The sequence below is a fragment of the Bacteroides sp. MSSM.1001136sp1_RTP21357st2_D2_RTP21359_211015 genome (assembly GCF_040913205.1).
Lineage (GTDB): Bacteria > Bacteroidota > Bacteroidia > Bacteroidales > Bacteroidaceae > Bacteroides > Bacteroides ovatus.
Genome location: NZ_JBDFVF010000028.1, coordinates 46,914 through 71,049 on the forward strand (window position 1 = coordinate 46,914; position 24,136 = coordinate 71,049).

19 protein-coding genes are annotated in these 24,136 nt (G+C 42.2%); 15 read left to right on the forward strand and 4 right to left on the reverse strand.

The window, feature by feature from the left end:
• Positions 1–130: 130 nt before the first annotated feature.
• Genes AB5217_RS17565 through AB5217_RS17575 form a run of 3 tightly spaced genes read left to right on the forward strand, consistent with a single transcriptional unit; the run spans position 131 to position 5,705 of the window.
• Complete coding sequence (locus AB5217_RS17565) at positions 131–1,201, forward strand: efflux RND transporter periplasmic adaptor subunit (protein ID WP_138293989.1); 1,071 nt, start codon at positions 131–133, stop codon at positions 1,199–1,201.
• Positions 1,198–4,338 (forward strand): efflux RND transporter permease subunit, encoded by a 3,141-nt coding sequence (locus tag AB5217_RS17570; protein ID WP_138293988.1) that lies wholly within the window; start codon positions 1,198–1,200, stop codon positions 4,336–4,338. The genes AB5217_RS17565 and AB5217_RS17570 overlap by 4 nt, the downstream gene beginning before the upstream one ends.
• Positions 4,335–5,705 carry a TolC family protein gene (locus AB5217_RS17575; RefSeq protein WP_138293987.1) on the forward strand — a complete coding sequence of 457 codons (1,371 nt, stop codon included), beginning with the start codon at positions 4,335–4,337 and terminating at the stop codon, positions 5,703–5,705. Before AB5217_RS17570 ends, AB5217_RS17575 begins: the two co-directional genes overlap by 4 nt.
• 23 nt (positions 5,706–5,728) lie before the next feature.
• Here the strand turns inward: AB5217_RS17575 and AB5217_RS17580 are convergent, their stop codons facing one another.
• Together AB5217_RS17580 and AB5217_RS17585 are read right to left on the reverse strand one after the other, a co-directional pair.
• Complete coding sequence (locus tag AB5217_RS17580; RefSeq protein WP_004299385.1) at positions 5,729–5,974, reverse strand: DUF4248 domain-containing protein; 246 nt, start codon at positions 5,972–5,974, stop codon at positions 5,729–5,731.
• Between the two features lie 142 nt (positions 5,975–6,116).
• A complete protein-coding gene (locus AB5217_RS17585) occupies positions 6,117–6,596 on the reverse strand; it encodes an HU family DNA-binding protein (protein ID WP_004313515.1) in 480 nt (159 codons plus the stop codon).
• Positions 6,597–6,924: 328 nt separating this feature from the next.
• On the opposite strand from AB5217_RS17585, the gene AB5217_RS17590 reads away from it, so the two are divergent.
• Genes AB5217_RS17590 through AB5217_RS17600 form a run of 3 tightly spaced genes read left to right on the forward strand, consistent with a single transcriptional unit; the run spans position 6,925 to position 7,546 of the window.
• Complete coding sequence (locus tag AB5217_RS17590; protein WP_004299387.1) at positions 6,925–7,191, forward strand: DUF3791 domain-containing protein; 267 nt, start codon at positions 6,925–6,927, stop codon at positions 7,189–7,191.
• A complete protein-coding gene (locus AB5217_RS17595) occupies positions 7,188–7,322 on the forward strand; it encodes a DUF3990 domain-containing protein (RefSeq protein WP_004299388.1) in 135 nt (44 codons plus the stop codon). The genes AB5217_RS17590 and AB5217_RS17595 overlap by 4 nt, the downstream gene beginning before the upstream one ends.
• A gap of 20 nt (positions 7,323–7,342) precedes the next feature.
• A complete protein-coding gene (locus tag AB5217_RS17600; RefSeq protein ID WP_004299389.1) occupies positions 7,343–7,546 on the forward strand; it encodes a DUF3791 domain-containing protein in 204 nt (67 codons plus the stop codon).
• 35 nt (positions 7,547–7,581) lie between these two features.
• Here the strand turns inward: AB5217_RS17600 and AB5217_RS17605 are convergent, their stop codons facing one another.
• Positions 7,582–8,181, reverse strand: a complete 600-nt coding sequence (locus tag AB5217_RS17605; RefSeq protein WP_138293986.1) for a DsbA family protein — start codon at positions 8,179–8,181, stop codon at positions 7,582–7,584.
• 594 nt (positions 8,182–8,775) lie between these two features.
• Here AB5217_RS17605 and AB5217_RS17610 point away from each other — a divergent pair.
• On the forward strand, positions 8,776–9,573 hold the full coding sequence (locus AB5217_RS17610; protein ID WP_138293985.1) for a hypothetical protein: 798 nt from the start codon (positions 8,776–8,778) through the stop codon (positions 9,571–9,573).
• Positions 9,574–9,682: 109 nt separating this feature from the next.
• Here AB5217_RS17610 and AB5217_RS17615 read toward each other — a convergent pair whose 3' ends face one another.
• Positions 9,683–10,411, reverse strand: a complete 729-nt coding sequence (locus AB5217_RS17615; protein WP_004321898.1) for a GntR family transcriptional regulator — start codon at positions 10,409–10,411, stop codon at positions 9,683–9,685.
• Positions 10,412–10,553: 142 nt separating this feature from the next.
• Between AB5217_RS17615 and AB5217_RS17620 the strand changes: the two genes are divergently transcribed.
• The 8 genes from AB5217_RS17620 to AB5217_RS17655 are packed head-to-tail and all read left to right on the forward strand — an operon-like array spanning position 10,554 to position 24,104.
• Entirely contained in the window at positions 10,554–12,284 is a 1,731-nt protein-coding gene (locus AB5217_RS17620) for a class I mannose-6-phosphate isomerase (RefSeq protein ID WP_138293984.1), read from the forward strand.
• A 33-nt stretch (positions 12,285–12,317) separates the two neighbouring features.
• Positions 12,318–13,418 carry an ROK family protein gene (locus tag AB5217_RS17625; RefSeq protein ID WP_004326178.1) on the forward strand — a complete coding sequence of 367 codons (1,101 nt, stop codon included), beginning with the start codon at positions 12,318–12,320 and terminating at the stop codon, positions 13,416–13,418.
• A gap of 39 nt (positions 13,419–13,457) precedes the next feature.
• Entirely contained in the window at positions 13,458–16,505 is a 3,048-nt protein-coding gene (locus AB5217_RS17630; protein ID WP_032844001.1) for a SusC/RagA family TonB-linked outer membrane protein, read from the forward strand.
• Positions 16,506–16,516: 11 nt separating this feature from the next.
• Positions 16,517–18,121 carry a RagB/SusD family nutrient uptake outer membrane protein gene (locus AB5217_RS17635; protein WP_368112607.1) on the forward strand — a complete coding sequence of 535 codons (1,605 nt, stop codon included), beginning with the start codon at positions 16,517–16,519 and terminating at the stop codon, positions 18,119–18,121.
• 29 nt (positions 18,122–18,150) lie between these two features.
• Complete coding sequence (locus AB5217_RS17640; protein WP_004326175.1) at positions 18,151–19,290, forward strand: SusE domain-containing protein; 1,140 nt, start codon at positions 18,151–18,153, stop codon at positions 19,288–19,290.
• Between the two features lie 12 nt (positions 19,291–19,302).
• A complete protein-coding gene (locus tag AB5217_RS17645) occupies positions 19,303–20,529 on the forward strand; it encodes a glycoside hydrolase family 76 protein (protein WP_008650202.1) in 1,227 nt (408 codons plus the stop codon).
• Positions 20,530–20,532: 3 nt separating this feature from the next.
• The gene (locus AB5217_RS17650) at positions 20,533–21,732 is read left to right on the forward strand and encodes a glycoside hydrolase family 76 protein (RefSeq protein ID WP_032843998.1); all 1,200 of its coding nucleotides are present in this window, start codon (positions 20,533–20,535) and stop codon (positions 21,730–21,732) included.
• Positions 21,729–24,104, forward strand: a complete 2,376-nt coding sequence (locus AB5217_RS17655) for a GH92 family glycosyl hydrolase (protein WP_004299402.1) — start codon at positions 21,729–21,731, stop codon at positions 24,102–24,104. Before AB5217_RS17650 ends, AB5217_RS17655 begins: the two co-directional genes overlap by 4 nt.
• Positions 24,105–24,136: the final 32 nt, after the last annotated feature.

Below are 24,136 nucleotides of genomic sequence, written 5' to 3' on the forward strand. Positions count from 1 at the left end.
TACAAATAGCAAACTATTTCGGCTTTTTATCTTAGGTAACGTACAAATAGAACAATGTTTCGTCTAAATCAACCTTTCTCCTCATGTTTGCTTGGGATACTTTTGTGGCAACTAACTAATAAGTGAAAATATGAGACGATTAGACTTCTTATTAACAGGATTTTTAGCAGTTCTGTTGACTTCGTGTGGGCAACGTGTACAAAACACAGACAGTAAGCCGGCAGTGAAGATTGATACCGTACTTTCTGCCGACAGACAAATAGCTTTGCAGTTTCCGGGACGGGTGAAAGCGGCACAGGACATAAGTCTGTCTTTCCGGGTGAGTGGTACTATTCAGTATATGCATGTAAATGACGGTGCCTATGTGCGTAAAGGGCAATTACTGGCAGAATTAGATCCGACAGACTATCAGATTCAGCTGGATGCGACAGAAGCAGAATATCAAAGTGTGAAAGCGGAGGCGGAACGGGTGATGGCACTTTATAAGGAAAATGTGACAACACCGGATGCTAACGATAAGGCCGTGTACGGATTGAGACAGATTACCGCCAAATATAACCATGCTAAAGACCAGTTGGCATACACCCGTTTGTATGCTCCTTTTAGCGGATATGTGCAGAAACGTCTTTTTGATTCCCATGAGACGGTAGCTGCCGGTATGCCCGTCGTTTCCATCATCAGTGAGGGAAGCCCGGAGGTGGAGATTAATCTTCCGGCAGTGGAATATATTCGTCGACAGCAGTTTACCCGCTACTATTGTACATTCGATATTTATCCTCATCAAAGATATGCTTTGGAACTGATTAGTGTCACCCCTAAGGCAAATGCCAATCAGTTGTACACCATGCGGCTTCAACTGAAAAAAGAAGATAAACAGGTAGTTCCATCGCCCGGCATGAATACAATGGTAACTATCGAATGTAGTGAAGGAGATGTGCGTAACCTGTCGGTTCCCGGTGGAGCGATTCTTCGTGAGAACGGGCGTACGAGTATCTTTCTTTATGATGCTTCCAGTCACGCTATTCGCCGTTGTGATGTGACCGTCACCCGTCTGCTTAGTGACGGCAGATGTCTGATTACTTCAGGAGAAGTGAATCCCGGTGACTTGGTTGTCGCTTCGGGGGTGCATCATGTAAAAGAGGGAGAACAGGTGGAACCGCTTCTTCCGGCTGCTGAAACCAATGTGGGAGGACTGCTATGATTGATATTAGTAAATGGGCATTTGAGAACAAGAAGTTAATCTACTTCCTGATTGCCGTACTGATTGTAGGAGGAGCTTATTCCAGTTATGAAATGAGTAAACTGGAAGACCCAGAAATAACGGTAAAGCTTGCCATGGTAGTCACCACCTATCCCGGTGCGTCTGCGCATCAGGTAGAATTAGAGGTGACGGATGTACTGGAGAAGAATATTCGCTCCATGGGGAATATAGATAATGTGGAAAGTTATTCCTACAACGATCTCTCCCTGATTCAGGTAGAACTGAAAACGACTGTCAAAGAGACGGACGTAGAACAATGCTGGGATCTGTTGCGTCGTAAAGTGGCGAACGCACAGGCAGAACTTCCCGAAGGTGCCAGTCCTTCTATTGTAAAAGATGATTTTGGAAATGTTTACGGAATGTTTTTCGCTTTGACGGGTGACGGACTTTCCGATAGGGAACTGTCTGATTATTCAGAACTGGTGAAACGTGAAGTCAGCGAACTGGATGGGGTGGAACGCGTCGACTTATACGGTAAACGTCCCGAATGTATTAATATCTCTCTTTTGCAAGACCGGATGGCTAACTTGGGTGTGAAACCCGCCGAAGTGCTAGCCACATTGAACGGACAGAACCAAACGACTTATACTGGTTACTATGATAATGGCGATAATCGTATCCGGGTGACAGTCAGTGACAAGTTTAAGACGGTGGAGGATATCGGTCGTATGCTGATTCAGGGACATGATGCCGATCAGTTGCGGTTGAGTGATATAGCCCGTATTGAGAAAGATTATGAAGATCCTACCCGCAACGAATTGTTTTATGACCGTCAGCGTGCGATAGGAATAATGGTGGCCGCTTCTTCGGATGCCGACATTATCAAAGTGGGGCATCAAGTGGAAAAGAAATTGGAGCAACTGAAAGTCGAACGCCTTCCAGCGGGGGTAGAGTGCCATAAAGTTTTCTATCAGCCGGAACGTGTAGGCAGTTCGTTGGGGACGTTCATTCTTAATCTGATAGAATCTGTGATTATCGTAGTTGTTATTCTGATGATTGCTATGGGATTTAAGAGCGGGGTGATTATCGGTATCAGTTTGGTAGTGACGGTATTCGGTTCCTTTCTGTTCCTTTATTTTATGAACGGTACGATGCAGCGTGTTTCATTGGCTTCGTTCGTGCTTGCGATGGGGATGCTGGTGGATAATGCGATTGTTATCATCGACGGTATTTTGGTAGATTTGAAAGCCGGAAAGAGTCGGATGGAGGCAATGACTGCCATCGGACGGCAGACAGCGATGCCTTTGCTGGGAGCTACTCTGATTGCCATCATCGCTTTTCTTCCTATCTTTATGTCTCCTGATACGGCAGGCGTTTATACGCGCGATTTGTTTATCGTACTCGCTGTTTCCTTATTGCTTAGTTGGGTGCTGGCTTTGGTGCACGTCCCGTTGATGGCTGACCGGATTTTGCATCCGGAAATCTCTGCGGCAACTACTGCTGCCGGAAAACGTGTGTATGAAGGAAAGATTTATGCTGTGCTCCGTTCATTATTGAAATTCAGTCTGGCACATCGTTGGAGTTTTGTGTTTACAATGATTGCTTTGGTATTGCTTTCGGCTTTCAGTTATCGGTTTATGAAGCAGGGCTTTTTCCCGGATATGGTCTACGATCAGCTTTACATGGAATATAAATTGCCGGAAGGGACTAACTCCACTCGTGTAGCACGTGACTTGGAAGAAATCGAAGTTTACCTGAAAAAGCGTCCGGAAGTTACACACGTCACTACTTCTATCGGTGGTACACCTGCTCGTTATAACTTGGTGCGTAACGTAGCCAATCCTTCCTTATCTTACGGTGAACTGATTATCGACTTCACCTCTCCGGACGATTTGGTGGATAACATGGCGGAAATTCAACAATATCTTTCACAACATTATCCGGATGCTTACGTAAAGATGAACCGCTACAATCTGATGTTCAAAAAATATCCTATTGAAGCGCAATTTACCGGTCCTGATCCTGCTGTTTTGCATCAGTTGGCAGACAGTGCCCGCAAGATTATGGAGAATTGCCCGGATGTTTACCTGATTACCACAGACTGGGAACCGCAAATTCCGGTACTGACTATTGAATATGACCAGCCTGCGGCACGTGCTATCGGATTGAGCCGTAATGATGTAAGCCTATCTCTACTGACCGCTACCAGCGGCATCCCTATCGGGTCTTTCTACGAAGGTATTCACAAAGATAATATCTACTTGCGTTGCCTGGACGAACACGGAAATCCGATTGAAAACCTGGACAATACGCAGATATTCTCGTCTCTTCCTTCTCTGAACGGTTTGCTGACACAGGAAATGATGATGAAGCTGAAGACAGGAACACTATCGAAAGAAGAACTGGTGGAAACGTTGATGGGAACAACTCCGTTGAAACAAATTAGTAAGCGGATCGATGTGAAGTGGGAAGATCCGGTGGTTCCCCGTTATAACGGGCAGCGTAGCCAACGGGTGCAATGTTCCCCTGTTCCGGGGGTAGAAACGGAGAAGGCGCGGCAATCCATTGCCACGCAGATTGAACAGATTCCGCTGCCTGACGGATATCGGCTTCAATGGCAAGGTGAGAGGAACGCCAGTACAAAGTCTATGCAATATCTGTTCAAGAACTTTCCGTTTGCTATCATTCTGATGATTTCTATTCTGATTATGCTGTTCAAAGATTACCGGAAACCGATTATCATCTTCTGTACTATTCCGTTGGTATTTGTAGGTGTGGTTGCCGTAATGCTGCTTACCGGGAAGACATTCAACTTTGTGGCTATCGTCGGTACATTGGGGTTGATCGGTATGATTATTAAGAACGGTATTGTCTTGATGGATGAGATCACTTTGCAAATTAATCAGGGAGTAGAACCTGTGACGGCATTGATAGACAGTTCGCAAAGTCGTCTCCGTCCCGTGATGATGGCTTCGCTGACTACGATTTTGGGAATGATTCCATTGTTGCCGGATGCCATGTTTGGTTCGTTGGCGGCTTCTATCATGGGTGGGTTGCTGTTCGGCACGTTGATAACGTTGCTTTTTATCCCGATTTTGTATGCATTATTCTTTCATATAAAAAAGACAGACAAATGAAAAAAGAAATTCTTGTAGCCATTAGTGTAGCGGGTGTATTGTTCGGCCTGTCGGTTTCTCTTGCCGCGCAAGAAAAACTAAGTCTGGCGCAATGCCGTGAAATGGCACTGAAATATAATAAGGATATGGCTGCCGCTAATAAGCAGACGGAAGCAGCCCGATTGATGTCTCTTAGTTATAAAGCCAATTTCTTCCCTAATTTTACAGCCAACGGAACGGGTATTTATAGCACAGCGGATGGAAGTCTCGGAGTTCCGGGAGGAAACCTTCCGGTTTTCCTGCCCAATCCTGCTACCGGAGAACTGGTATCGAGCGGTTTCGCTTATTTTCCCGGACTGAATCTGGACTATAAGGTCGGAACTGTTTACTCGGGCGGTGTACAGGTGGAACAGCCTCTTTATATGGGAGGAAAAATCCGTGCCGCCTATAAAATGTCACTATTGGGAAAGGAAATGGCACATTTGAACGAAGCTTTAACTACTTCGGAAGTTATTCTGAATACAGATAAAGCATACGTGCAGTTAGTGAAAGCCAAGGAGATGAAAAAAGTAGCGGAAAAATATCACGCCTTACTGACGGAACTTTCCAAAAATGTAAAGAGTGCTCATCGACATGGCATGAAACCGCAAAATGATGTACTGAAAGTGCAAGTGAAGCTCAACGAGAGTGAACTTTCTTTGCGAAAGGCTGATAACGCCCTCCGTCTTGCAAGTATGAATCTTTGTCATTACATCGGCCGCCCTTTGACAGCACAGATTGATATATCCGATGATTTTCCGGAAGTGGAGCAGGAGTGGAAAGTGCAGGTCTCTGACATAACTGCCCGTCCCGAATATGGAATCTTGAACAAACAAATAGCCATTGCCGAGCAGGAGGTAAAGCTGAATCGTAGTGAACTGTTACCGCGTATCGGCGTCAGAGGTAGTTATGATTATCTTCACGGATTGGAAGTCAATGATGAAACTTTGATGAAAAAGGGTGCTTTTTCCGTATTCCTGAATGTCTCTGTCCCTCTGTTTCATTTTGGCGAACGTACCAATAAAGTAAAGTCTGCCAAAGTGAAGTTGGAACAAGCTCGTCTTGAACAGGAAAATGTCAATGAAAAAATGTTGCTGGAGTTGATGCAAGCTGCCAATAATCTGGATGAGGCCCGGTTGGAAACGGAGCTTTCCGAACGTTCGCTGGAACAGGCAGAGGAGAATATGAAAGTCAGTGGTAAGCAATATGAAGTGGGCCTGGAAACTCTTTCGGATTATCTGGAAGCGCAAGTGCTCTGGCAACAGGCTTATCAGACGAAAGTGGAGGCTCATTTTCAATTGTATGTGAATTATGTGGCTTATTTAAAAGCGGCAGGACAACTGCAATGATAAAACCAGTATTCTGGACATCCTTATGGAATGTCCAGAATACTGGTGATGATTTGTACCTGCCGGGGAGTAAACGTTCGTGTACGCGGATGATAACCTGTGGCAGTCAATAACCGGAGCAGTTCTTTATTTATTTTAATCCATTTGGTGAATATGCGTATGGCGCAACGGGGTGTAATGTTCGGATTGTACATACAAGCCAATTCCTTTTTCTTATAAGTTTTAATGCGAAACGGAATTTCTTCCTCTTCTGATGGCAATTCTTTCATGTTGATATTTTAATGTTTTAAGATGTTGTAAAGATACAAAATAAAAAAGGCGTTGTCAAGTCTTTTACAGGAATACTTTGGGAAACAGTATCCGCCCGTAGGCGGGTACTGTTTTCCTGCTTTTAAAGGCTGATGATTAGTCTTATGCTGCCGGGTCCGGTGCTTCTCCTTTGCCGTCATCCGGGTTTGGATTCGGGTTGGGATCCGGTTGCTCCGGGCTGATGGAACCATCATCGGAAGCCACCGCTTTTTGAACACTGACTTTACTTAGCATCTCTTTGAATTTGTAGCCCGGAGTGAAAATGATTTTCACTCTGCGTATCGTATCGCTATCTACCTCTTTTTCAGTATCCTGACTTTCGCAATTCATACCAGGACGGAAGCATCCGAAATCTCCTAATTGAACAGAGATGCCTTTTCTAAGGTTGAGATTTAATGTATCGATCAAAGCATCAAGTACAAATTTTACCGCTCCACTGGGGACCATTCCTACTTTGGTGATTTCCTCGCACAAATCTCTGAAATCCACCGTATTGGTGATTACATTTTGTGCTACATACTTTTCAGCTTTAGTTTTATCAAAGCCGAATGTTCTTTTTTTAATGACGTATCTAAGTGCCATAATTTTTTGTTTTTTAAATTAGTTACTTTATTTATCAATTCTCTTTGTGATCACGATGCAAAGATACTATGGGCACTTTCCGGGGAGGTGCTTTAACGGTCCTAGATGTACGTACTTTGATTCACTTTTATTTATTTTGTTTGTATGATTCTGATTTATAGATCCTTATATATTCTGCTTTAATAGCCATTTCCAAATAGGGAATATTTCAATCAGTTTCACGATACTCAAATGTTCTTGATAATCAAAAATATGCCGAAAAACGATGAACGTTGCAAGAATAAACACTATATTTGTACATATTACACTAAGATAATAGAGGTATAGTATGCTACATTCAAGCCAATCAGCCCCCGTTGTTGATGGCAAAGTCATGGAGTTTGTGATTTTTGCCATTGAGAGTGCCGCCCAGAAGTTGGGTATTCCGGCTCCTACTCTCTATAACCGTTTGGAAAAACTGAATCTTATCCGTCAATACCTGATAAGTGGATATGACATGCTTCACACCCAGAGTCGTGAGTACATAGCCGATACGTTGGTAGAAGCTCTTGAAAACTGGGAAGCCCATTATAAAGAAAAAGGAGAATCTGTATGAAGGTCTATCATGGTAGTACGCAGGCCGTAGAGTATCCTTTGGTCGGTGTCGGACGCGAAAACCTCGACTTTGGTAAAGGATTCTCAATCAACGTCTCATTGACGAGTGTCTCTCTTTCAAAGAATATGTAACAATAAAATAAACTGCGTTTATGATAGATGTATTAGTATGGAATAAATACACTCGTGTGGTGATGCAATTAGCGGAGCGTTTGAATATTTCTCCCGAAAAAGCATTGCACTTGTTCTATAATAGTAAGGTATATGCATTGCTTCTTAATAAACAATATCCGCTTATAACGTTGAGTGATGCCTACATCACTGATGAAATCATACTTGAGTTACAACAGCAATAATCTTGTTGTGGCTCTTAATTCTGTGTTCCAAGAGTTTATACCTTTATATATACAGTCAACTTTCCAACCCCTTCTTTCCGTATTATTCCGTCAGTGATAAAGGAATTTAATTCTTCAATAGCTACTTTTTTATTTCGTCCTGTCAGATGGCTATAATCTGTCCGGCTGATGAATAGGTGATTTTCCAAATATGTGTTGAGGCGCTCGCGACACGTCTCACGGGAGATACTATTTTTCTTAGGGCGTGTGATAGATTCTCCTCGTTGCAGCCTCATTTTGTTGCCTACTTCTTTCTTGAATGGACGACTTGCGCGGAAATTAATATTTTTCATTTGGACAGACGCTGCCCGAATTTCTTTTTTATCTTTAACCGGCGGACATTGCAACGATGTAGAGAAGAATCCGAAGTTTCCCATTTCTACATTCCAGCCGTCGGCTAGTAAATCCCGTGCTTCATTGGCAAAGGCTTCCATGGCTCCTGCCAATAAACTTCTGCTGATACCGGTGAATTTGTGGACACGATCCAGAAACTCTTCTTTATCTACGGTTCCTTTGGAGACAATACGGGCATGTAGCGGTTGTTTCTCTCCGTCAGGTGACGGTGGATTTTCAAATAAGTCATATAAAGCACTCATATTCTATTATTAATGGATTAATTACTACTATTAATTCGTTCTACCAAGGTTATTCTTTAGTTCTACCTTGGTTATCGTTTGGTTCGACCATGGTATTTGTTTAGTTCTACCTAGGTGGAACGAATTGTTATTTGCTACAAAAGTAGGTAGTTTATGTAAGAGAGAGGTGCTTTAATTGTAGAGTGGTTTCTTATTTGAATAAGATAACTAATTGAAGCCTGTCTATTTATATACATACGCTTTAATTATACAATCATCATTCTAAACATTTATGCCTCTCTCTTGTTATTTTCCGAAAAGTATTTGTACCTTTGTCATTGGAACGTAGCACGCCTTTGTGGTGTGCGATTGTGCGTTTCCTCGGCTAGTAGGAAATTGTAACGGATTTTTTAATGCATGCTGGGAAGACGCCTGTACTTCTATGACTTCTCATAGGGTACGGGCTGTCTGCCCGTATGCATTGGGTAGCCGTTACTACCTCCTACTAGCGGGATGTGACAGCTCCGTACTCTTTTATAATAAAAGGTACGGGACTAGTTAATATTATTAATCTAGTTCCGTTTTTTTATGTCAAATTGGCTCACAACAAAACAGATGTCTGAAAGACACGGCATCCAGGAGACGATTCTTAGAAATTGGGCAAATCTTGGATACATTACGAGTTCCCGAATCAACGATCAGTTGTTTTTGGATGATGAGAGTTTGGATGCTTATCTGGAAGCTCACAAAAGACTTGGTTTAGAAGCAGGTTACCTTTCTAAAATCGTAGAAGAAAAGAAACTGGAACGGGACTTTATCATTTCCAAATACGATGATCTACTATATGTATTGAGAACACAGACGACTTGTAAACCGCTATATGAAATAATCATTCGTGAACTGTCAGCATTGATTCTTCACCCTGTTACCCGCGATATCTTCTATTCAATTTCTACAGGAGAATCAGTAGCGAAAGTGGCTGATCGGCATCGAATTACCTATGGGAAGACATTGCAAATGTATAACTCTATACTTAAAGGGTTGAAACTGAAAAAAGATATATTGGCTACTTATCGAAAGCGTGCTATCGATGCTCGTTTTTTATCCTTGGTAGACAATAATAAGAATATAAATGTTGGGCAGGAGGAGTGGATACTTCAATTGCCTGTTCGTAAAGTAGCTGATACCCGGTTGGCTAATATCTTGTATAATCAAGATGTTCGAACGGTGAAAGATTTGTTGGATATAGTATCGGGAAGAGGTTGGAAAAGTCTGTTGAGAATAGAAGGAGTAGGAAAAACTTCCTACTATCATTTATTATCCAAACTTCAGATGATAGGTGTTGTGGATGAAAGTCTGGATCGGATTCTTGCCGGATGCTCTAATGGTAGTTCGATAATAAATGACGGGTAGGACATGATTATGGAAAGAGAGATGATATAAAGAGGTTATTTTAAAGGAAAGATAGAGATTTCAACTTCTAAAATAGCCTCCTTATATTATATATGTATGAACATACGGTCTATCTCTCTGCCTCTATTGTATAAGTAAAGCTGTCTGCCCGATAATATCCGACGTTGTATTCAATAGGTACTCCGTTCACATCATAAACAAATCTTCTCCTTATTAATATAGGGTCATTGGATTTTATCTCCAGTTTCTCTGCAATAAATTCCCCTGCAAGTCTGGCTGAAATCTCCTCCTTGCTGGTCTTTACCACTATATTATATTGGGTTTCCAGCATTTCGTATAATGGGCGTGTATAATCTTCCTCTCCGGTTAGTGGAATATTGGGGTTGAAATAAGAGATGAAGTAAACAAACGGATATTCTTTTTTTCCTCTGACACGCTCCATCACTACACAGCGAGTGTCGGGATTGGAACCTAAATCAAAGAATGTGCCGATTTCTTCGGTTGGACGCTTTAAACTGATATGCAGCTCGAAATTGCGAATCTCGATACCTAACATCTTCATCTCCTGTGAGAAACTAAGCCAGTTCTTTACTCCGCCTACGATACCTTTCTTTACTACCTTCGTTCCGTAACCTTTCTTTCGCACCAAAAGCCCCTCAAACACGAGTTTGTTGATAGCTTGTCTCAATGTGTTCCTTGAAATATGTAATTGTTCAGACAATTCTACCTCGTTGGGAAATAGCTTCCCGTTTTTGTACTCTTCAGATTCTATGAGTCTTCTTAGTATCTCTTCTGCCTGAATATGAAGCGGTTTATCACTATTATGATCTAATTTCATATCTATCCTGATTGGTTTATTTTCAGCAAATATAAGATTTATCAAAAAATAATCCAAGTTTTGTTTGGAATAAAAATAAAATCTATATATTTGCACAATTGAAAGTATGTATGAACATATAAAATTTAAAAACGCTATAAACATGAGAAAAGCTAATTATGATAAATTTCCTTCTACGAAGCTGACGGGGATGCTTGTTCAGGGGTGGGATTCTATCATTTCTATGTTAAAAGAGAAAATGGATGCAAGAAAAGTGCTGGCTGTGGATTTATATACAGGAGTATATGAAGAAGAAGTGCTGGATGCTTTTTCAAAAGAATTCTCCGGAAGAGTGATGAATGTACGTGATTTGATGAAACCGGAAAAAGAAATTCAAGCGTTGACAGAACGCTTCATGACTGAAGATGTATTATTCGGCTATGTCACCAATTTGAAGCTGGAAGATTATTTGGATGCGGATAAGGTGGCTGCTGCACGGAAGCAAATCAGTGAAGCAAAAGAAACCATTGTAATCATAGGTACGGGTGCTGCTGCTGTTGCTCCACAGGACGCAATGGTGGTTTATGCGGATATGGCACGTTGGGAAATCCAACAACGTTTCCGCCGGCATGAGGTAAAAGCTTTAGGTATAGACAATCGGAACGATGCTGTTTCTTTGCAATACAAGAGAGGGTATTTCAACGATTGGAGAGTATGTGATAGGTATAAGGAAAGATTGTTTGATAGGGTAGAATTCTGGATTGACACCCATGTGGCCGGGACACCGAAGATGATTGATAAGGATACTTTCTTTAAAGGGGTAGAGGCAACGGTGAACACACCGTTCCGGGTAGTTCCTTTCTTCGATCCGGCTCCCTGGGGTGGTCAATGGATGAAAGAGGTTTGCGACCTGGATCGTGAACGTGAAAATTTCGGCTGGTGCTTTGACTGTGTACCTGAAGAGAACAGCCTTTATTTTGAAGTGAACGGAGTACGCTTTGAGCTGCCTTCGGTTGATTTGGTTTTACTGAAAAGTAAAGAGTTGCTTGGTGAACCGGTGGAGGCACGCTTTGGAAAAGACTTCCCTATTCGTTTCGACTTTTTGGATACGATGGGCGGAGGTAATTTGAGTTTGCAGGTGCATCCTACTACTCAATTTATCCGTGACAGCTTCGGTATGTACTACACGCAGGATGAAAGTTACTACATGGTAGACGCGGAAGAAGATGCCGTCGTTTATCTGGGAGTGAAGACAGGAGTGGACAAAGAAGCGATGATCGGCGATTTGCGTAAAGCACAAAAAGGTGAACTGGTGTTTGACGCAGAAAAATACGTAAATAAGATTCCGACGAAGAAACACGACCACTTTCTGATCCCGGGAGGAACCGTTCATTGTTCCGGTGCCAACAGTATGGTGCTTGAAATCAGCTCGACTCCGAACCTCTTTACTTTCAAACTATGGGACTGGCAACGCTTGGGACTGGATGGAAAACCGCGTCCGATCAATGTGGAACGTGGTAAATGCGTAATCAACTGGAATCGCGATACAGAATATGTAAATGAACACCTTCGTAATCAGTTTACGGAAGTCGCTTCCGGAGAAGGTTGGGTAGAAGAACGTACCGGACTGCATCCGAACGAATTTATCGAAACTCGTCGCCACCGTTTCTCATCACCGGTGTTGCATTACACAAACGATAGTGTAAATGTACTGAATCTGTTGGAGGGAGAAGAGGCCGTAGTTGAGAGTCCTACTCATGCTTTTGAACCTTTCGTGGTGCATTATGCCGAAACATTTATCATTCCTGCCAGGGTGAAAGAATATACCATTGCCCCGTATGGTAAATCTGCAGGAAAAGAATGTGTAACGATCAAAGCTTACGTACGCTTTTAATAATGAAATAAATCATCTAATATCTTGAGAACTATGTATGAACATGATGAACGAATCGTAATGACGCTCGATGCGGGAGGCACTAATTTCGTGTTTTCAGCCATACAAGGCTGTCGCGAAATAGTGGAACCTATTTGCCTTCCGGCAGCGTCCGACGACTTGGAGCGTTGCTTGTCTGTTCTTGTAGAAGGTTTCCTGGAAGTTGAGAAACGATTGCCGAAACTTCCGGTAGCTATCAGTTTTGCTTTCCCCGGGCCTGCTGACTATGAGCATGGAATTATTGGTGACTTGCCTAACTTCCCGGCCTTCAGGGGAGGAGTGGCACTTGGACCTTATTTGAGGGAACAGTTTGGTATTCCGGTTTTTATTAATAATGACGGTAATTTGTTTGCTTATGGCGAAGCTTTGGCAGGCACTTTGCCCGAAGTGAATAAACGCCTGAAAGAAGCAGGCAGCAGTAAGGTATATAAGAACCTGCTCGGAATTACGCTGGGTACAGGGTTTGGTGCCGGAGTGGTGATTGACAGCCGGTTACTGACCGGAGACAACGGTTGCGGCGGCGACGTCTGGATTATGCGGAATAAGAAATATCCCGAAATGATCGCGGAAGAAAGTGTCAGTATCAGGGCTGTCAGGCGAGTATATCAGGAATTGACCGGAAAGGATGCTTCTTCTTTAACTCCCAAAGATATATATGATATTGCCGAAGGGACTGCAGAGGGAGATCAGCAGGCTGCTGTCCGGAGTTTTAACGAACTGGGAGAGATGGCCGGTGATGCTATCATCCGTGCATTGAATATTGTTGATGGCTTGGTAGTGATTGGCGGAGGAGTGGCAGGAGCGGCTAAATACATACTTCCGGGAATTATGAATGAGATGAATCGGCAGATTGGCACGTTTGCAGGAGCTTCTTTCCCTTGTTTGCAGATGGAGGTGTTCAATCTGTCCGAAAAAGAGGCATTTGATAAATTTCTGGAGGAAAAAGACAAGATGGTGAAAATACCATTTTCGGAGAGAGAGGTGCATTATGCCTGTCACAAGAAAATAGGCATTGCTGTTTCTACATTAGGAGCAAGCAGAGCCGTTGCTTTAGGGGCTTATTCCTTTGCTTTGTCCCAACTTAATATCTTATAATATATGATAACTCTTCTATTAATTCAAATATAAAATGTTATGAAACAATCTAATCTATTGAACGCGCAATTTGCCCGCCGGCTTTTCAGAACGGCATTTTCGAGTTGGCAATTATTGGCTGTTATGTTGATTGTTTGTATGAATGTGGCTGTTGGTTCCAAACTGTATGCGCAATCTAATACAATCGCAGTGAAAGGTAAGGTAATGGCAGACGGGGAACCCGTGATTGGGGCTACCGTGCTGGTGAAAGGTGTATCTACGGGTACGGCTACGGATATGGATGGAAATTTTTCACTGAATGTTGCTTCAAAAGCGGTATTGGTAGTTTCCTCAATTGGATATGAAACACAGGAAGTTCCGGTGAACGGCCGCCAGTTTATCAATGTGGTGTTGAAGTCGGATGTGGTTACTTTGAAAGATGTGGTAGTGGTAGGCTACGGCGTGCAGAAGAAAGTCAACCTGACAGGAGCTGTGTCTTCTGTTTCTACGGATGAATTGGAAGGAAAGCCGATTTCCAATGTATTGGAAGCGATGCAGGGAACGACTCCCGGTTTGGTTATTCAGCAGGGAAGTTCTACTCCGGGTAGTGTACCTTCTATTAATATCCGTGGATTGAATACGATGAACAACAATGATCCGTTGGTGATTATTGACGGAATTGAAGGATCGCTGGGCAATTTGAATCCGGCTGATATTGAGCAGATTTCTATTTTGAAAGATGCTTCTTCTACTGCTATTTATGGTTCACGTGCTTCCAATGGTGTGGTACTTGTTACTACCAAGAAAGGAAAAGCCGGTAAGGTGGAAATCTCTTATGATTTTATGTATGGTGTTCAGCAACCTACTTCATTGCCTAAGATAGCAGACTCGTGGGTATACGCTGAACTGTATAATGAAGCTGCTGTCAATTCGGGAAGAGCTGCAAAATTCACTCCCGAGCAGATTGCGCAATTTAGAAATGGCGGTCCGAATGTAAATTGGGTGAAAGAACTGTATCACCGTAATTCTCCTCAAAGTTCACACAATGTTTCGATGACAGGAGGTAACGACCAGTTGTCTTACATGGCTTCTTTGGGTTATATGGATCAGAACAGTATGTTCAAGGGACCTGATTATGGTTATAAACGCTACAATGCACGTCTGAATGTAAGCCATAAGGTGACGAATAACTTTACATTGAATTTGACTTCTCAATTTGCCCGTAATGATATTAAAGAACATGCTTACTGGACGGAATGGATTATCGAGCAGGCAAACCGCATGCCACCGATTTATCCGATCAAGAATGAGGATGGCAGTTATAATTATCCTGCCGGAAGTAACTCAAACGGTTTGCAGCGTTTGGAAGAAGGCGGTTATCGCCAGAATGTGAATGATGAATTATTGGGAACCATACAAGCCGAATGGGAAGTATATAAAGGACTGAAACTGATCGGAAGTGCCGGTGGACGTGTTTGGAATAATAATTTGCATGAGAACCGGAAGGCCTTCGAAGGTACGGGAGATAGTGAAAATAAGTTGACCGAGCAATTCTATCGTTCTAAGAATATCACTACCAATCTTATGGTGACTTATAATACGAAAATAGGGAAACACTCTATCGGTGGATTATTAGGATATGCTTATGAGGGTTTCTCTGAAAAGCAGTTCTCTACTAGTCGTTTGACGGAGGATTCTAAATATGATATTTTTGTAGGTGATTTGAGTGGGGATAAAGTTAGCAATGGTGGTTCGGCAAGTGACTGGGCTATCTATTCCGGTTTTGCAAGAGCCACTTATAATTATGATGAGAAATATCTGCTGGAATTTAATATCCGTAATGACTATTCTTCTTATTTTGCGAAAGGAAACCGTTCGGGAGTCTTCCCGTCTTTCTCGGCAGGATGGCGTATCTCGGAAGAAAAATTCTGGTCTGTACTGAAACCGTATGTTCCTTCTCTAAAAATCAGAGGTTCCTGGGGATTGGTTGGTAATAACCGCATTGGTGCCTATCAATACATGCAGACGGTGTCTGTGACTAACGGCATCAGCTTCGGAGATAAATTGGCGCAGACGGCTACATTTGCTTCTACAAATCCTGATCTCAAATGGGAAACTACCCGTATGGCTAATATCGGCTTCGAATTGGGATTGTTGAATAATGATTTGAATATTACTTTTGATTGTTTCAATAATCGTACAAAAGATATTTTGGTAAATTTACCGGTTCCCGGATTGTTTGGTAATGGTGCCCCGATTCAGAACGCTGGTAAGGTAGAGACGAGAGGATGGGAATTATCAGTAAGTTATCGTTTGAAGACCGGTCCGGTAGTGCATAACTTCGCCGGAAATATTTCAGATAGCTTTAATGAAGTAATAGATACACGCGGTACGGAAATTATCGGTGGCTCGGATGTACAGACAATTATCAAGGAAGGTTATCCGTTGTACTCTTACTATGCATATCGTTCGGATGGATTTTTCCAGAATGAGGAAGAATGTCAGAAAGGACCGCACTTGGAAGGTATTACACCGAAACCGGGAGATATTCGTTATTTGGATAAGAACGGCGATGGTGTGATTAAACCGGACGATGACCGTTTTATTGTTGGTAATGACTTCCCAAGATATACTTTCGGCTTCACCTATGGTTTGGAATATAAAGGTTTTGATTTCTCGATGATGTGGCAAGGAGTAGGAAAACGTAACAAGTGGATGCGTGGTGAATCTGTAGAGGCTTTCCATAATAACAATGAAGGTCCTGTAATGGATTTCCATCAAGATCGCTGGACTCCGAATAATCCGGATGCTACTTATCCTCGTCTGACAATGGGTGCGGAATCTGCTAATAATGCAGCGAAATCAGATTTCTGGATCCAGGATGCTAAATACTTGCGTTTGAAAAATGCGCAGATCGGATATACTTTCCCGCAACAATGGATGAAAAAACTCTATGTCAAGAATTTAAGAATCTTTGCCAGTGTGCAGAATCCGTTGACTTTCACGAAGATGAAAGGCGGATGGGACCCGGAATATACCGGAGACGGTAGTGGTCGTTCTTATCCTGTGGCAAGAGTATATTCATTTGGACTTAATGTTAAATTTTAAACTGTACCGTGATGAAAACAACTATAAAGAATTTGATTTTATCTGCTGTCTTGGTAGTGGGCGGTGCCTCTTGTGTTGACTTGGATACGGCACCGTATGACAGAGAAACGGACTTGACTTATTGGGAAGAGGATCCTGAAGCAGCTGTCAAGGCGTTGAATACTTGCTATACCTATTTGGGAAATATGGACGAACAGCTTTATTGTGAAGCAATGACGGATAATGCTTATACCAAGCAACCTAATGATTTTACACAAAATATTGGTAATGGTTCATATTCTACAGCCGACTCTTACGTGAAACAGGTTTGGGACGGGCGCTATACGGGTATTCGTATGTGTAACCAGTTGCTGGAAAATATAGACAGGGTTCCTGATTTGGACCCGGAATTGAAGAAACGTTATATTGGTGAGGCAAAAGTACTTCGTGCTTATAGTTATTATGAGTTGTATACGAAATTCGGCGATATACCTTATACTACAAAAGTGCTTTCTATCAAAGAAAGTATGTCTATTGCACGTACAGCCAAAGCCACTGTAATAGTAAATATACTGGCTGATTTGGATGAAGTGATTAACGGTAACTATTTGCCGACTTCTTATGATGCGGATAATAAAGGTCGGATTACCCGTTGGGCGGCAATGGCGATTAAAGCTAAAATCTATTTGTTTGAAGGTAATTGGACGCAAGTGAAAAATATTACTTCTACCATTATGACAGAGGGAGGCTTTAAACTCTTTGGAAGTTATGCAGGATTGTTTGAGATCGCTAATGAATACAACTCTGAAGTAATTTTGGATGCACAGTATCGTCCGACTAGTCGTGAACATCAGATGATGTATGTTTTCCTGCCGCCCACTTTGGGTGGATATTCCCAGCTTTCTCCTTTGCAGGAGTTGGTAGACAGTTATATTATGCTGGATGGAAAAACAATTAAGGAAACAGGAACATCGTTTGATGAAAGTCATCCGTATGCTAATCGTGACCCACGTTTGAAGGCAACGGTGATGTACACTGGAAACTCATATACGTTGGCCGACGGAACAGAAGTTGTTATCAACTGTGAGAAAGGTGAAGGCAAAGATGGTTATGGGGTAGGTTCAGACTGTTCGGCTACCGGTTATTATATTAAGAAATATTGGGATAATACGTATCGTGCTACTCTTTATTCTGGCTTGAATCCGATTTTGATTCGTTACGTGGATATTTTACTGATGAATGCAGAGGCATTGGCAGAGTTGGGGGAACTGGATAAGACGGCTTGGGATGCAACTATTAAACCCATTCGTAATAGGGCAGGATTTACACTTGCTTCAGCACTGGAATTCCCGGAAGGAGCTTCTAAAGATAAACTGATTGAGATTGTGCGGAACGAACGTCGGTCGGAACTGGCATTGGAAGGACATCGTCATAAAGATATTATCCGTTGGAGAATTGCGGACAATGTATTGAATGGATGGTGTCACGGACTAAAGACAAATGATGTGGTAGGTACGGATGATGGATACGTTCGGGTTGAAAACAGAACCTTTAATGCAAATAGACATTATTTGTGGCCTATACCACAGGCTGAACGTGACTTGAATGGTAATTTGGAGCAGAATCCGAATTGGTAATTGGTTAAACGACTCAAAAAGGAATAATTATGAAAAAGATATTATGGATATGTTCAGCACTTCTGGCAATGGTATCATGTCAGGAAGATTATGAATTGAACACGGATTTTGCAGTCCCCACGGAATTAAGTTCCCCTGCTTCTATCCAGTTGAATGTGTCATCTCCAACGCCTGTTGTGTTGTCGTGGTCAGGAGGTGGTGCGGCAGATGGCGGAATTGTATTGTACGAGGTGCTGTTTGATAAGGCAGACGGTGATTTTTCAAAGCCGCTGGCTACGGTGAAAAGCGATTTGGGAGCTGCAACCAGTTTGTCAATCACTCATGCGGCTATTAATACGATTGCTAGAAATGCAGGCATTTATCCTTTGGAAACCGGAGATATAAAATGGACAGTAAACGCTTCGAAAGGTGGAGTGGTGAAGAGAACCGACAAGGTGGCTACCATCACAGTAACTCGTGGAGAGGGAATTGATAATATTCCGGCTGAATTGTATTTATATGGTTCGGCTACGGAGAACAGTGGACAGGGTGGAATTCCGTTCCGTTGTGTAGAAGAGGGCGTTTTCCAGATTTATACGAAGTTATCAGCAGGAAATATATCATTTAAGTCTGCTACTACAGGTGAAACATTCAGCTATTATATTGATGATAGCTCGAAGTTAAGAGAAGGGGAGGGCGAAACGGCTGTAACTGCTTCCGAAGAAGTAACCCGTCTGACAGTGAACTTTAATACAATGGCAATGACCACGGAAAAAATCGGTTCTTCTGTTCGTTGTATTTGGGGAGCAACATTTGGAGATATAGCTGTATTAGAGTATGCGGGTGATGGTAAATTTGTGGGAGAGGGTGATATCCGATTCCTTGATCCGTCCAAACCGGAAACCGGTGCTCCTGATTGGTTAAGTTGGATAGAAGAACGTTACTACTTTTTAGCAAAAGTAAATGGTGGTGATATGTGTTGGGGTAGAGGTGATGGCGTGAGTGCCGAACGTCCGGTAGGTGGAGAACCTGCTTCTTTCTATGCTTTGTATGAATTCCAATGGAGTCAGTGGGATCATCTTTGGAAAATGAAAGGTAGTCTGGATTATACGCATGCAACTATCACTATCGATACGAATTCGGATGGATTGATGATACATACATTTACTAATGTGACTCCGATTAATTAATAAAACTAAGTTATGAAAAAGATAAAGACTATTTTAGCTATTCTTCCGGCACTATTATTCTCCTGTGCCGGAGATGACGTAGAGAAATATATCCCGCCTACACCGATTGCTCCGTCAGAACCCGGAGAGGAGGTCGTTTATCATAAACGTGCCAAAGAGCAGTTTGACTTGATTAATCAGTGCTACCGGATCAATAGTGGGGCAACAGAAGGACTGTATAATGAAAATTATCCTAAGAAAGATGGGGATAATTCCGCTTCTTTCTTGTGGCCGTATGACGGACTGGTTTCCGGAGCAGCAGCTTTGCATGCTTTAGGTTATGATGTGAATTATGCGGATATGGTAGACCGGTTTGAAGTTTATTATCGTACTCCTAATGGAACTGTGGGTGGTTATGGCTCTCAAACCAATGGTACTACCGGTAGTGGAACACGTTTTTATGATGATAATTCTATTGTGGGGATTGAACTGGTAGAGGCCTTTAATTTGCTAAATAATCAAGATTATGTGACGAAAGCTAAAAGAATCGTTGAGTTCCTGCAAGCTGGTGAAGATGATACGTTTGGAGGAGGTCTTTGGTGGAATGAGGACCAGAAAGGACAGCAGGGAGTTGGTGATTCGAATAAACCGACATGTGCTAATGGATATGCAACGCTATTCTTGCTTGAATATCATTCTGTATGTCCTCAAGAGGAAAAAGCGGATGTTCTGGCTCTGGCAAAACGTTTATATGCTTGGACGTTGACTAACTTGCGTGATCCGGAAGATGGATGTTACTGGAATGATAAACAAGCAGACGGATCCATTAATAAAACAAAATGGACTTACAATACAGGTGTGATGATTTCTAACGGGGTCCGTTTATACAAAATAACGGGTGAACAGACTTATCTGGACAGTGCCATTGCTTCTTCCGAAGGTGCGTATAATTATTTTGTACGTCCGCTTAATGGGTTGGCGTTGGCTTATCCCGATCATGATCCTTGGTTCACAACAAAACTGATCCGTGCATTTATTGATATTGAGCCTTACTATAAAAATGCAGGCAATTATATCAAAACATTCATCAACTTTCTGGATTATGCATACGAAAATGCCCGTTTATCAAACGGACTGTTCTATGAAGACTGGACAGGAGCAACTCCAAAACGTGCTGAACAGTTGTTGATGCAGGATGCTGCGCTCGAATCTTTGGGAATGATTGCTTTGTACAAAGGAGAAACAGTGACAGAGGAATAGGATATGAATAGTAAAATTAGAAATATAGTTTTATTTGTATCGACGGTATTCGTGCTTCTTTCTTGTGCCGGAGAATCAAAAACGACTCCGAATAAAGATAAGGCAGAAGAAATGTTTCAGCGTGTTTGGGAACTCTACCGGGTTCCCAAATACGGCCTCTTCTCTGAATATTACCCAAGCAGTCATCGTCCTGATCTGACTTATTTTAATGATTCCACCCGGCAAGCGCAGGAAGTTTCTTATCTGTGGCCTATGAGTGGTGTCTTTTCTTCGGCAGTGTTGATGGCTGCCATCGAACCGGAGAAATATACGGTTTATGTCGATTCGATGGTGATGGCGATGGAACGTTACTATGATACAACGCGTGTTCCTTTTGGTTATCAGGCTTACCCTGTTCAGTTTGGAAAGGTAGACCGCTATTATGATGACAATGGTTTGGTGGGTATTGATTATATTGATTCTTATCTGGTAACTAAAAATCCTCATTATCTGGAGAAAGCGAAACAGGTATTGACCTTTATTTTAAGTGGCTGGGATGAGAACTTTGAAGGAGCTGTTTCCTGGCTGGAAGGAGTGAAAGATCAGAAACCTGCTTGTTCTAACGGAAAAGCGATGGTGTTGGCTTTAAAACTTTATGAAGCAACTAAAGATGAGTATTATCTGGAGGTGGGAAAGAAGTTCTATCATTGGATTGATAAATATCTGAAAGATCCGGAAAGAGGAGTCGTTTGGAATTCATGGCTAACAACTACTTCAGCAGTATGCCCGGATTTGTATACTTATAATACGGGTACTTTGTTACAAGCAGCTGTAGCTTTATATAATTATACGGGTGAGCAGGCATATCTGGATAATGCTAAATTTTTGGCAGAAGGAAGCTACAAAGTGTTTTTTAAGTATACGGAAGACGGTATTCCTTATATTGCAGATTTGCCTTGGTTTAATCTGGTTTTGTTTAGAGGTTATCACGATCTGTACAATGTTACGGGGGATTCAAAGTATGTGGATACGATGATAAAAGGACTGGATTATGCTTGGGAACATGCACGTGACCAGGCGGGACTGATGTATCATGACTGGACAGGGCGGACTGATGAAAAACGTAAGCCGAAATGGTTATTGGATGCTTCGTGTGTGCCGGAGTATTATGCACGTGTGGCGATGATTAAAGGAGAAGTTACAAACAGAAAAATAAATAAATGATGAAATTAAAATGGATAGGTAGCCTGTTGATTCTGGCAGGTGTTGTAGGGTGCAAAACACCTGATCGTCCCAATCTGGTAGAGTATGTGAATCCTAATATTGGAACTGTACATAGTCGTTGGTTTTTCTATACTCCGGCTGCGGAGCCTTTTGGAATGGCTAAACTGGGAGCTTCTACCAATGGAACTTACGGTAATAATCAAGGATGGGAAGCTATTGGTTATGAAGATAATCATACTTCGATTGATGGCTTTCCTTGCTTACATGAGTTTCAGATAGGAGGAATTTCACTGATGCCTGTAACGGGAGAAGTAAAAACAAATCCCGGAAAACTGGAAGACCCCGATAAAGGTTTCCGTTCCCGCTTTGATAAGAAAGATGAAACGGCGCGTCCGGGATATTACTCTGTATTATTAAAGGATTACCAGGTAAAGGCAGAACTTACTGCCACTGCTCGTGTCGGATTCCAGCGATATACTTTCCCGGAGACGGAAGCTGCTCATATTCTTTTGAATATTGGAAATCGTCAGGGAGAAAGTGGAGCTGTGCGTGATGCATATATCAAACAGATAGATGGAAATACTATTGAAGGTTACGTGATTACGGAACCGGAATATGTGAAGAAATATCAAGCGGGTTCATCAGTAGCTATGTATTTTTATGCAAAACTAGATCGTATTCCTGAATCGGTAGAGGTTTTTTATCAAGATAGTACTCTGAAAGCGGGAAATGAAATCAAAGGTGCAGGAGCTATTATGTGCCTGAATTATAAAACGAAAAAAGATGATGTAGTAAATGTAAAGATCGGTTTGTCATATACTTCCATTGAAAATGCTAAACTGAATCTGGAAACGGAAGCGAAAGACTTGATTTTTAATGAAGCTTTACAGTCAACTACGGATAAATGGAATGAATCCTTGGGACGTATTCTGGTTTCAGGAGGTACGGATGAAAGCAAAATCAAATTTTATACAGGATTGTATCACGCTTTGTTGGGCAGAGGACTTGCTAGCGATGTTAATGGAGCTTATCCCAAAAATGATGGAACAGTAGGGCAGATACCTTTGGGAAAAGAAGGTAAGCCGATATATAATCATTATAATACGGATGCAGTTTGGGGGGCTTACTGGAACTTGACTTCTCTTTGGGCACTAGCTTATCCGGAATACTACAATGGATTAGTTAACAGTCAGTTGCTGGTATACAAAGATGCTGGCTGGTTAGGTGATGGTATTGCTGCCAGTAGATATGTTTCGGGCGTAGGGACAAATATGGTGAGTATTACCCTGGCAGGTGCATACAATAGTGGTATTCGTGATTTTGATGTTGAAACGGCTTATCAGGCAGCTTTAAAGAATGAATTAGGCTGGGAAGGCCGCATTGAGGGGGCAGGTAAGATGGATGTGAAGCAGTTTGTAGAAAGAGGATATGTACCTTATGAGAACAGTGTTCATTATGGCACACATCCGGATGGCTCTACCTTTTCTGTTTCTCATACATTGGAATATTGCTTTAGTGCTTATGCTGTGGCGCAGTGGGCAAAAGCATTGGGGCATACGGATGATTACAACCGTTTGATGGAATTATCAAGAGGATGGGAAAAACTATTTGATGATTCATTGAAACTGGTTCGTCCCAGAGTTCCTAACGGTGAGTTTATTGATAACTTTAATCCGCTGGAGTCATGGAGAGGATTTCAGGAAGGAAATGCTGTACAATATACATTTTTTGTTCCTCAACATCCATATCGTTTGATTGAAAAAGTGGGTAAAGAGGAGGTTAATAATCGGTTGGATTCTATATTTACCGAAGCGCGTAAATCTATTTTTGGTGGCGGTAAGATAACTTATGCTTTTGCAGGTGTGGAGAGTCCTTACAATCATGGTAATCAGCCAAGTCTTCATATTCCTTGGTTGTTCAATTTCTCCGGTAAACCTTACCTGACACAGAAATGGACGCGCTTGATTTGTGATGAGTTTTACGGAACAAACGGAGAGCATGGTTATGGCTACGGTCAGGATGAAGATCAGGGACAGTTGGGAGCCTGGTATGTGATGGCGGCAATGGGATTGTTCGATGTACAGGGCGGTTCTTGTGAACGACCGACTTTCCAGATTGGCAGTCCGTTGTTTGATAAGATTGAAATCAAACTTAGTCCGATGAATGCGACGGGAAAAACGTTTGTGATTGAAACGACTGGTAATACACCGGATGCCTATTATGTACAATCTGCTACGTTGAACGGTAAACCGCTGGAACAATGTTGGATGTACCGGGATGAACTCTATAAAGGTGGAACATTGAAACTCACAATGGGTAATCAACCGAATGAAAAATGGGGAGTGGAAAATCCGCCTCATTGTTCTGAATAAACAGCTTATTTACCTCGGTGCCGATGTCGCTT

Bases quoted from the DNA above. Each gene is read 5' to 3' on its own strand.
- AB5217_RS17565 (WP_138293989.1), top strand. From the start codon at position 131: ATGAGACGATTAGACTTCTTATTAACAGGATTTTTAGCAGTTCTGTTG.
- AB5217_RS17570 (WP_138293988.1), top strand. From the start codon at position 1,198: ATGATTGATATTAGTAAATGGGCATTTGAGAACAAGAAGTTAATCTAC.
- AB5217_RS17575 (WP_138293987.1), top strand. From the start codon at position 4,335: ATGAAAAAAGAAATTCTTGTAGCCATTAGTGTAGCGGGTGTATTGTTC.
- AB5217_RS17580 (WP_004299385.1), bottom strand. From the start codon at position 5,974: ATGAAAGAATTGCCATCAGAAGAGGAAGAAATTCCGTTTCGCATTAAA.
- AB5217_RS17585 (WP_004313515.1), bottom strand. From the start codon at position 6,596: ATGGCACTTAGATACGTCATTAAAAAAAGAACATTCGGCTTTGATAAA.
- AB5217_RS17590 (WP_004299387.1), top strand. From the start codon at position 6,925: ATGCTACATTCAAGCCAATCAGCCCCCGTTGTTGATGGCAAAGTCATG.
- AB5217_RS17595 (WP_004299388.1), top strand. From the start codon at position 7,188: ATGAAGGTCTATCATGGTAGTACGCAGGCCGTAGAGTATCCTTTGGTC.
- AB5217_RS17600 (WP_004299389.1), top strand. From the start codon at position 7,343: ATGATAGATGTATTAGTATGGAATAAATACACTCGTGTGGTGATGCAA.
- AB5217_RS17605 (WP_138293986.1), bottom strand. From the start codon at position 8,181: ATGAGTGCTTTATATGACTTATTTGAAAATCCACCGTCACCTGACGGA.
- AB5217_RS17610 (WP_138293985.1), top strand. From the start codon at position 8,776: ATGTCTGAAAGACACGGCATCCAGGAGACGATTCTTAGAAATTGGGCA.
- AB5217_RS17615 (WP_004321898.1), bottom strand. From the start codon at position 10,411: ATGAAATTAGATCATAATAGTGATAAACCGCTTCATATTCAGGCAGAA.
- AB5217_RS17620 (WP_138293984.1), top strand. From the start codon at position 10,554: ATGAGAAAAGCTAATTATGATAAATTTCCTTCTACGAAGCTGACGGGG.
- AB5217_RS17625 (WP_004326178.1), top strand. From the start codon at position 12,318: ATGTATGAACATGATGAACGAATCGTAATGACGCTCGATGCGGGAGGC.
- AB5217_RS17630 (WP_032844001.1), top strand. From the start codon at position 13,458: ATGAAACAATCTAATCTATTGAACGCGCAATTTGCCCGCCGGCTTTTC.
- AB5217_RS17635 (WP_368112607.1), top strand. From the start codon at position 16,517: ATGAAAACAACTATAAAGAATTTGATTTTATCTGCTGTCTTGGTAGTG.
- AB5217_RS17640 (WP_004326175.1), top strand. From the start codon at position 18,151: ATGAAAAAGATATTATGGATATGTTCAGCACTTCTGGCAATGGTATCA.
- AB5217_RS17645 (WP_008650202.1), top strand. From the start codon at position 19,303: ATGAAAAAGATAAAGACTATTTTAGCTATTCTTCCGGCACTATTATTC.
- AB5217_RS17650 (WP_032843998.1), top strand. From the start codon at position 20,533: ATGAATAGTAAAATTAGAAATATAGTTTTATTTGTATCGACGGTATTC.
- AB5217_RS17655 (WP_004299402.1), top strand. From the start codon at position 21,729: ATGATGAAATTAAAATGGATAGGTAGCCTGTTGATTCTGGCAGGTGTT.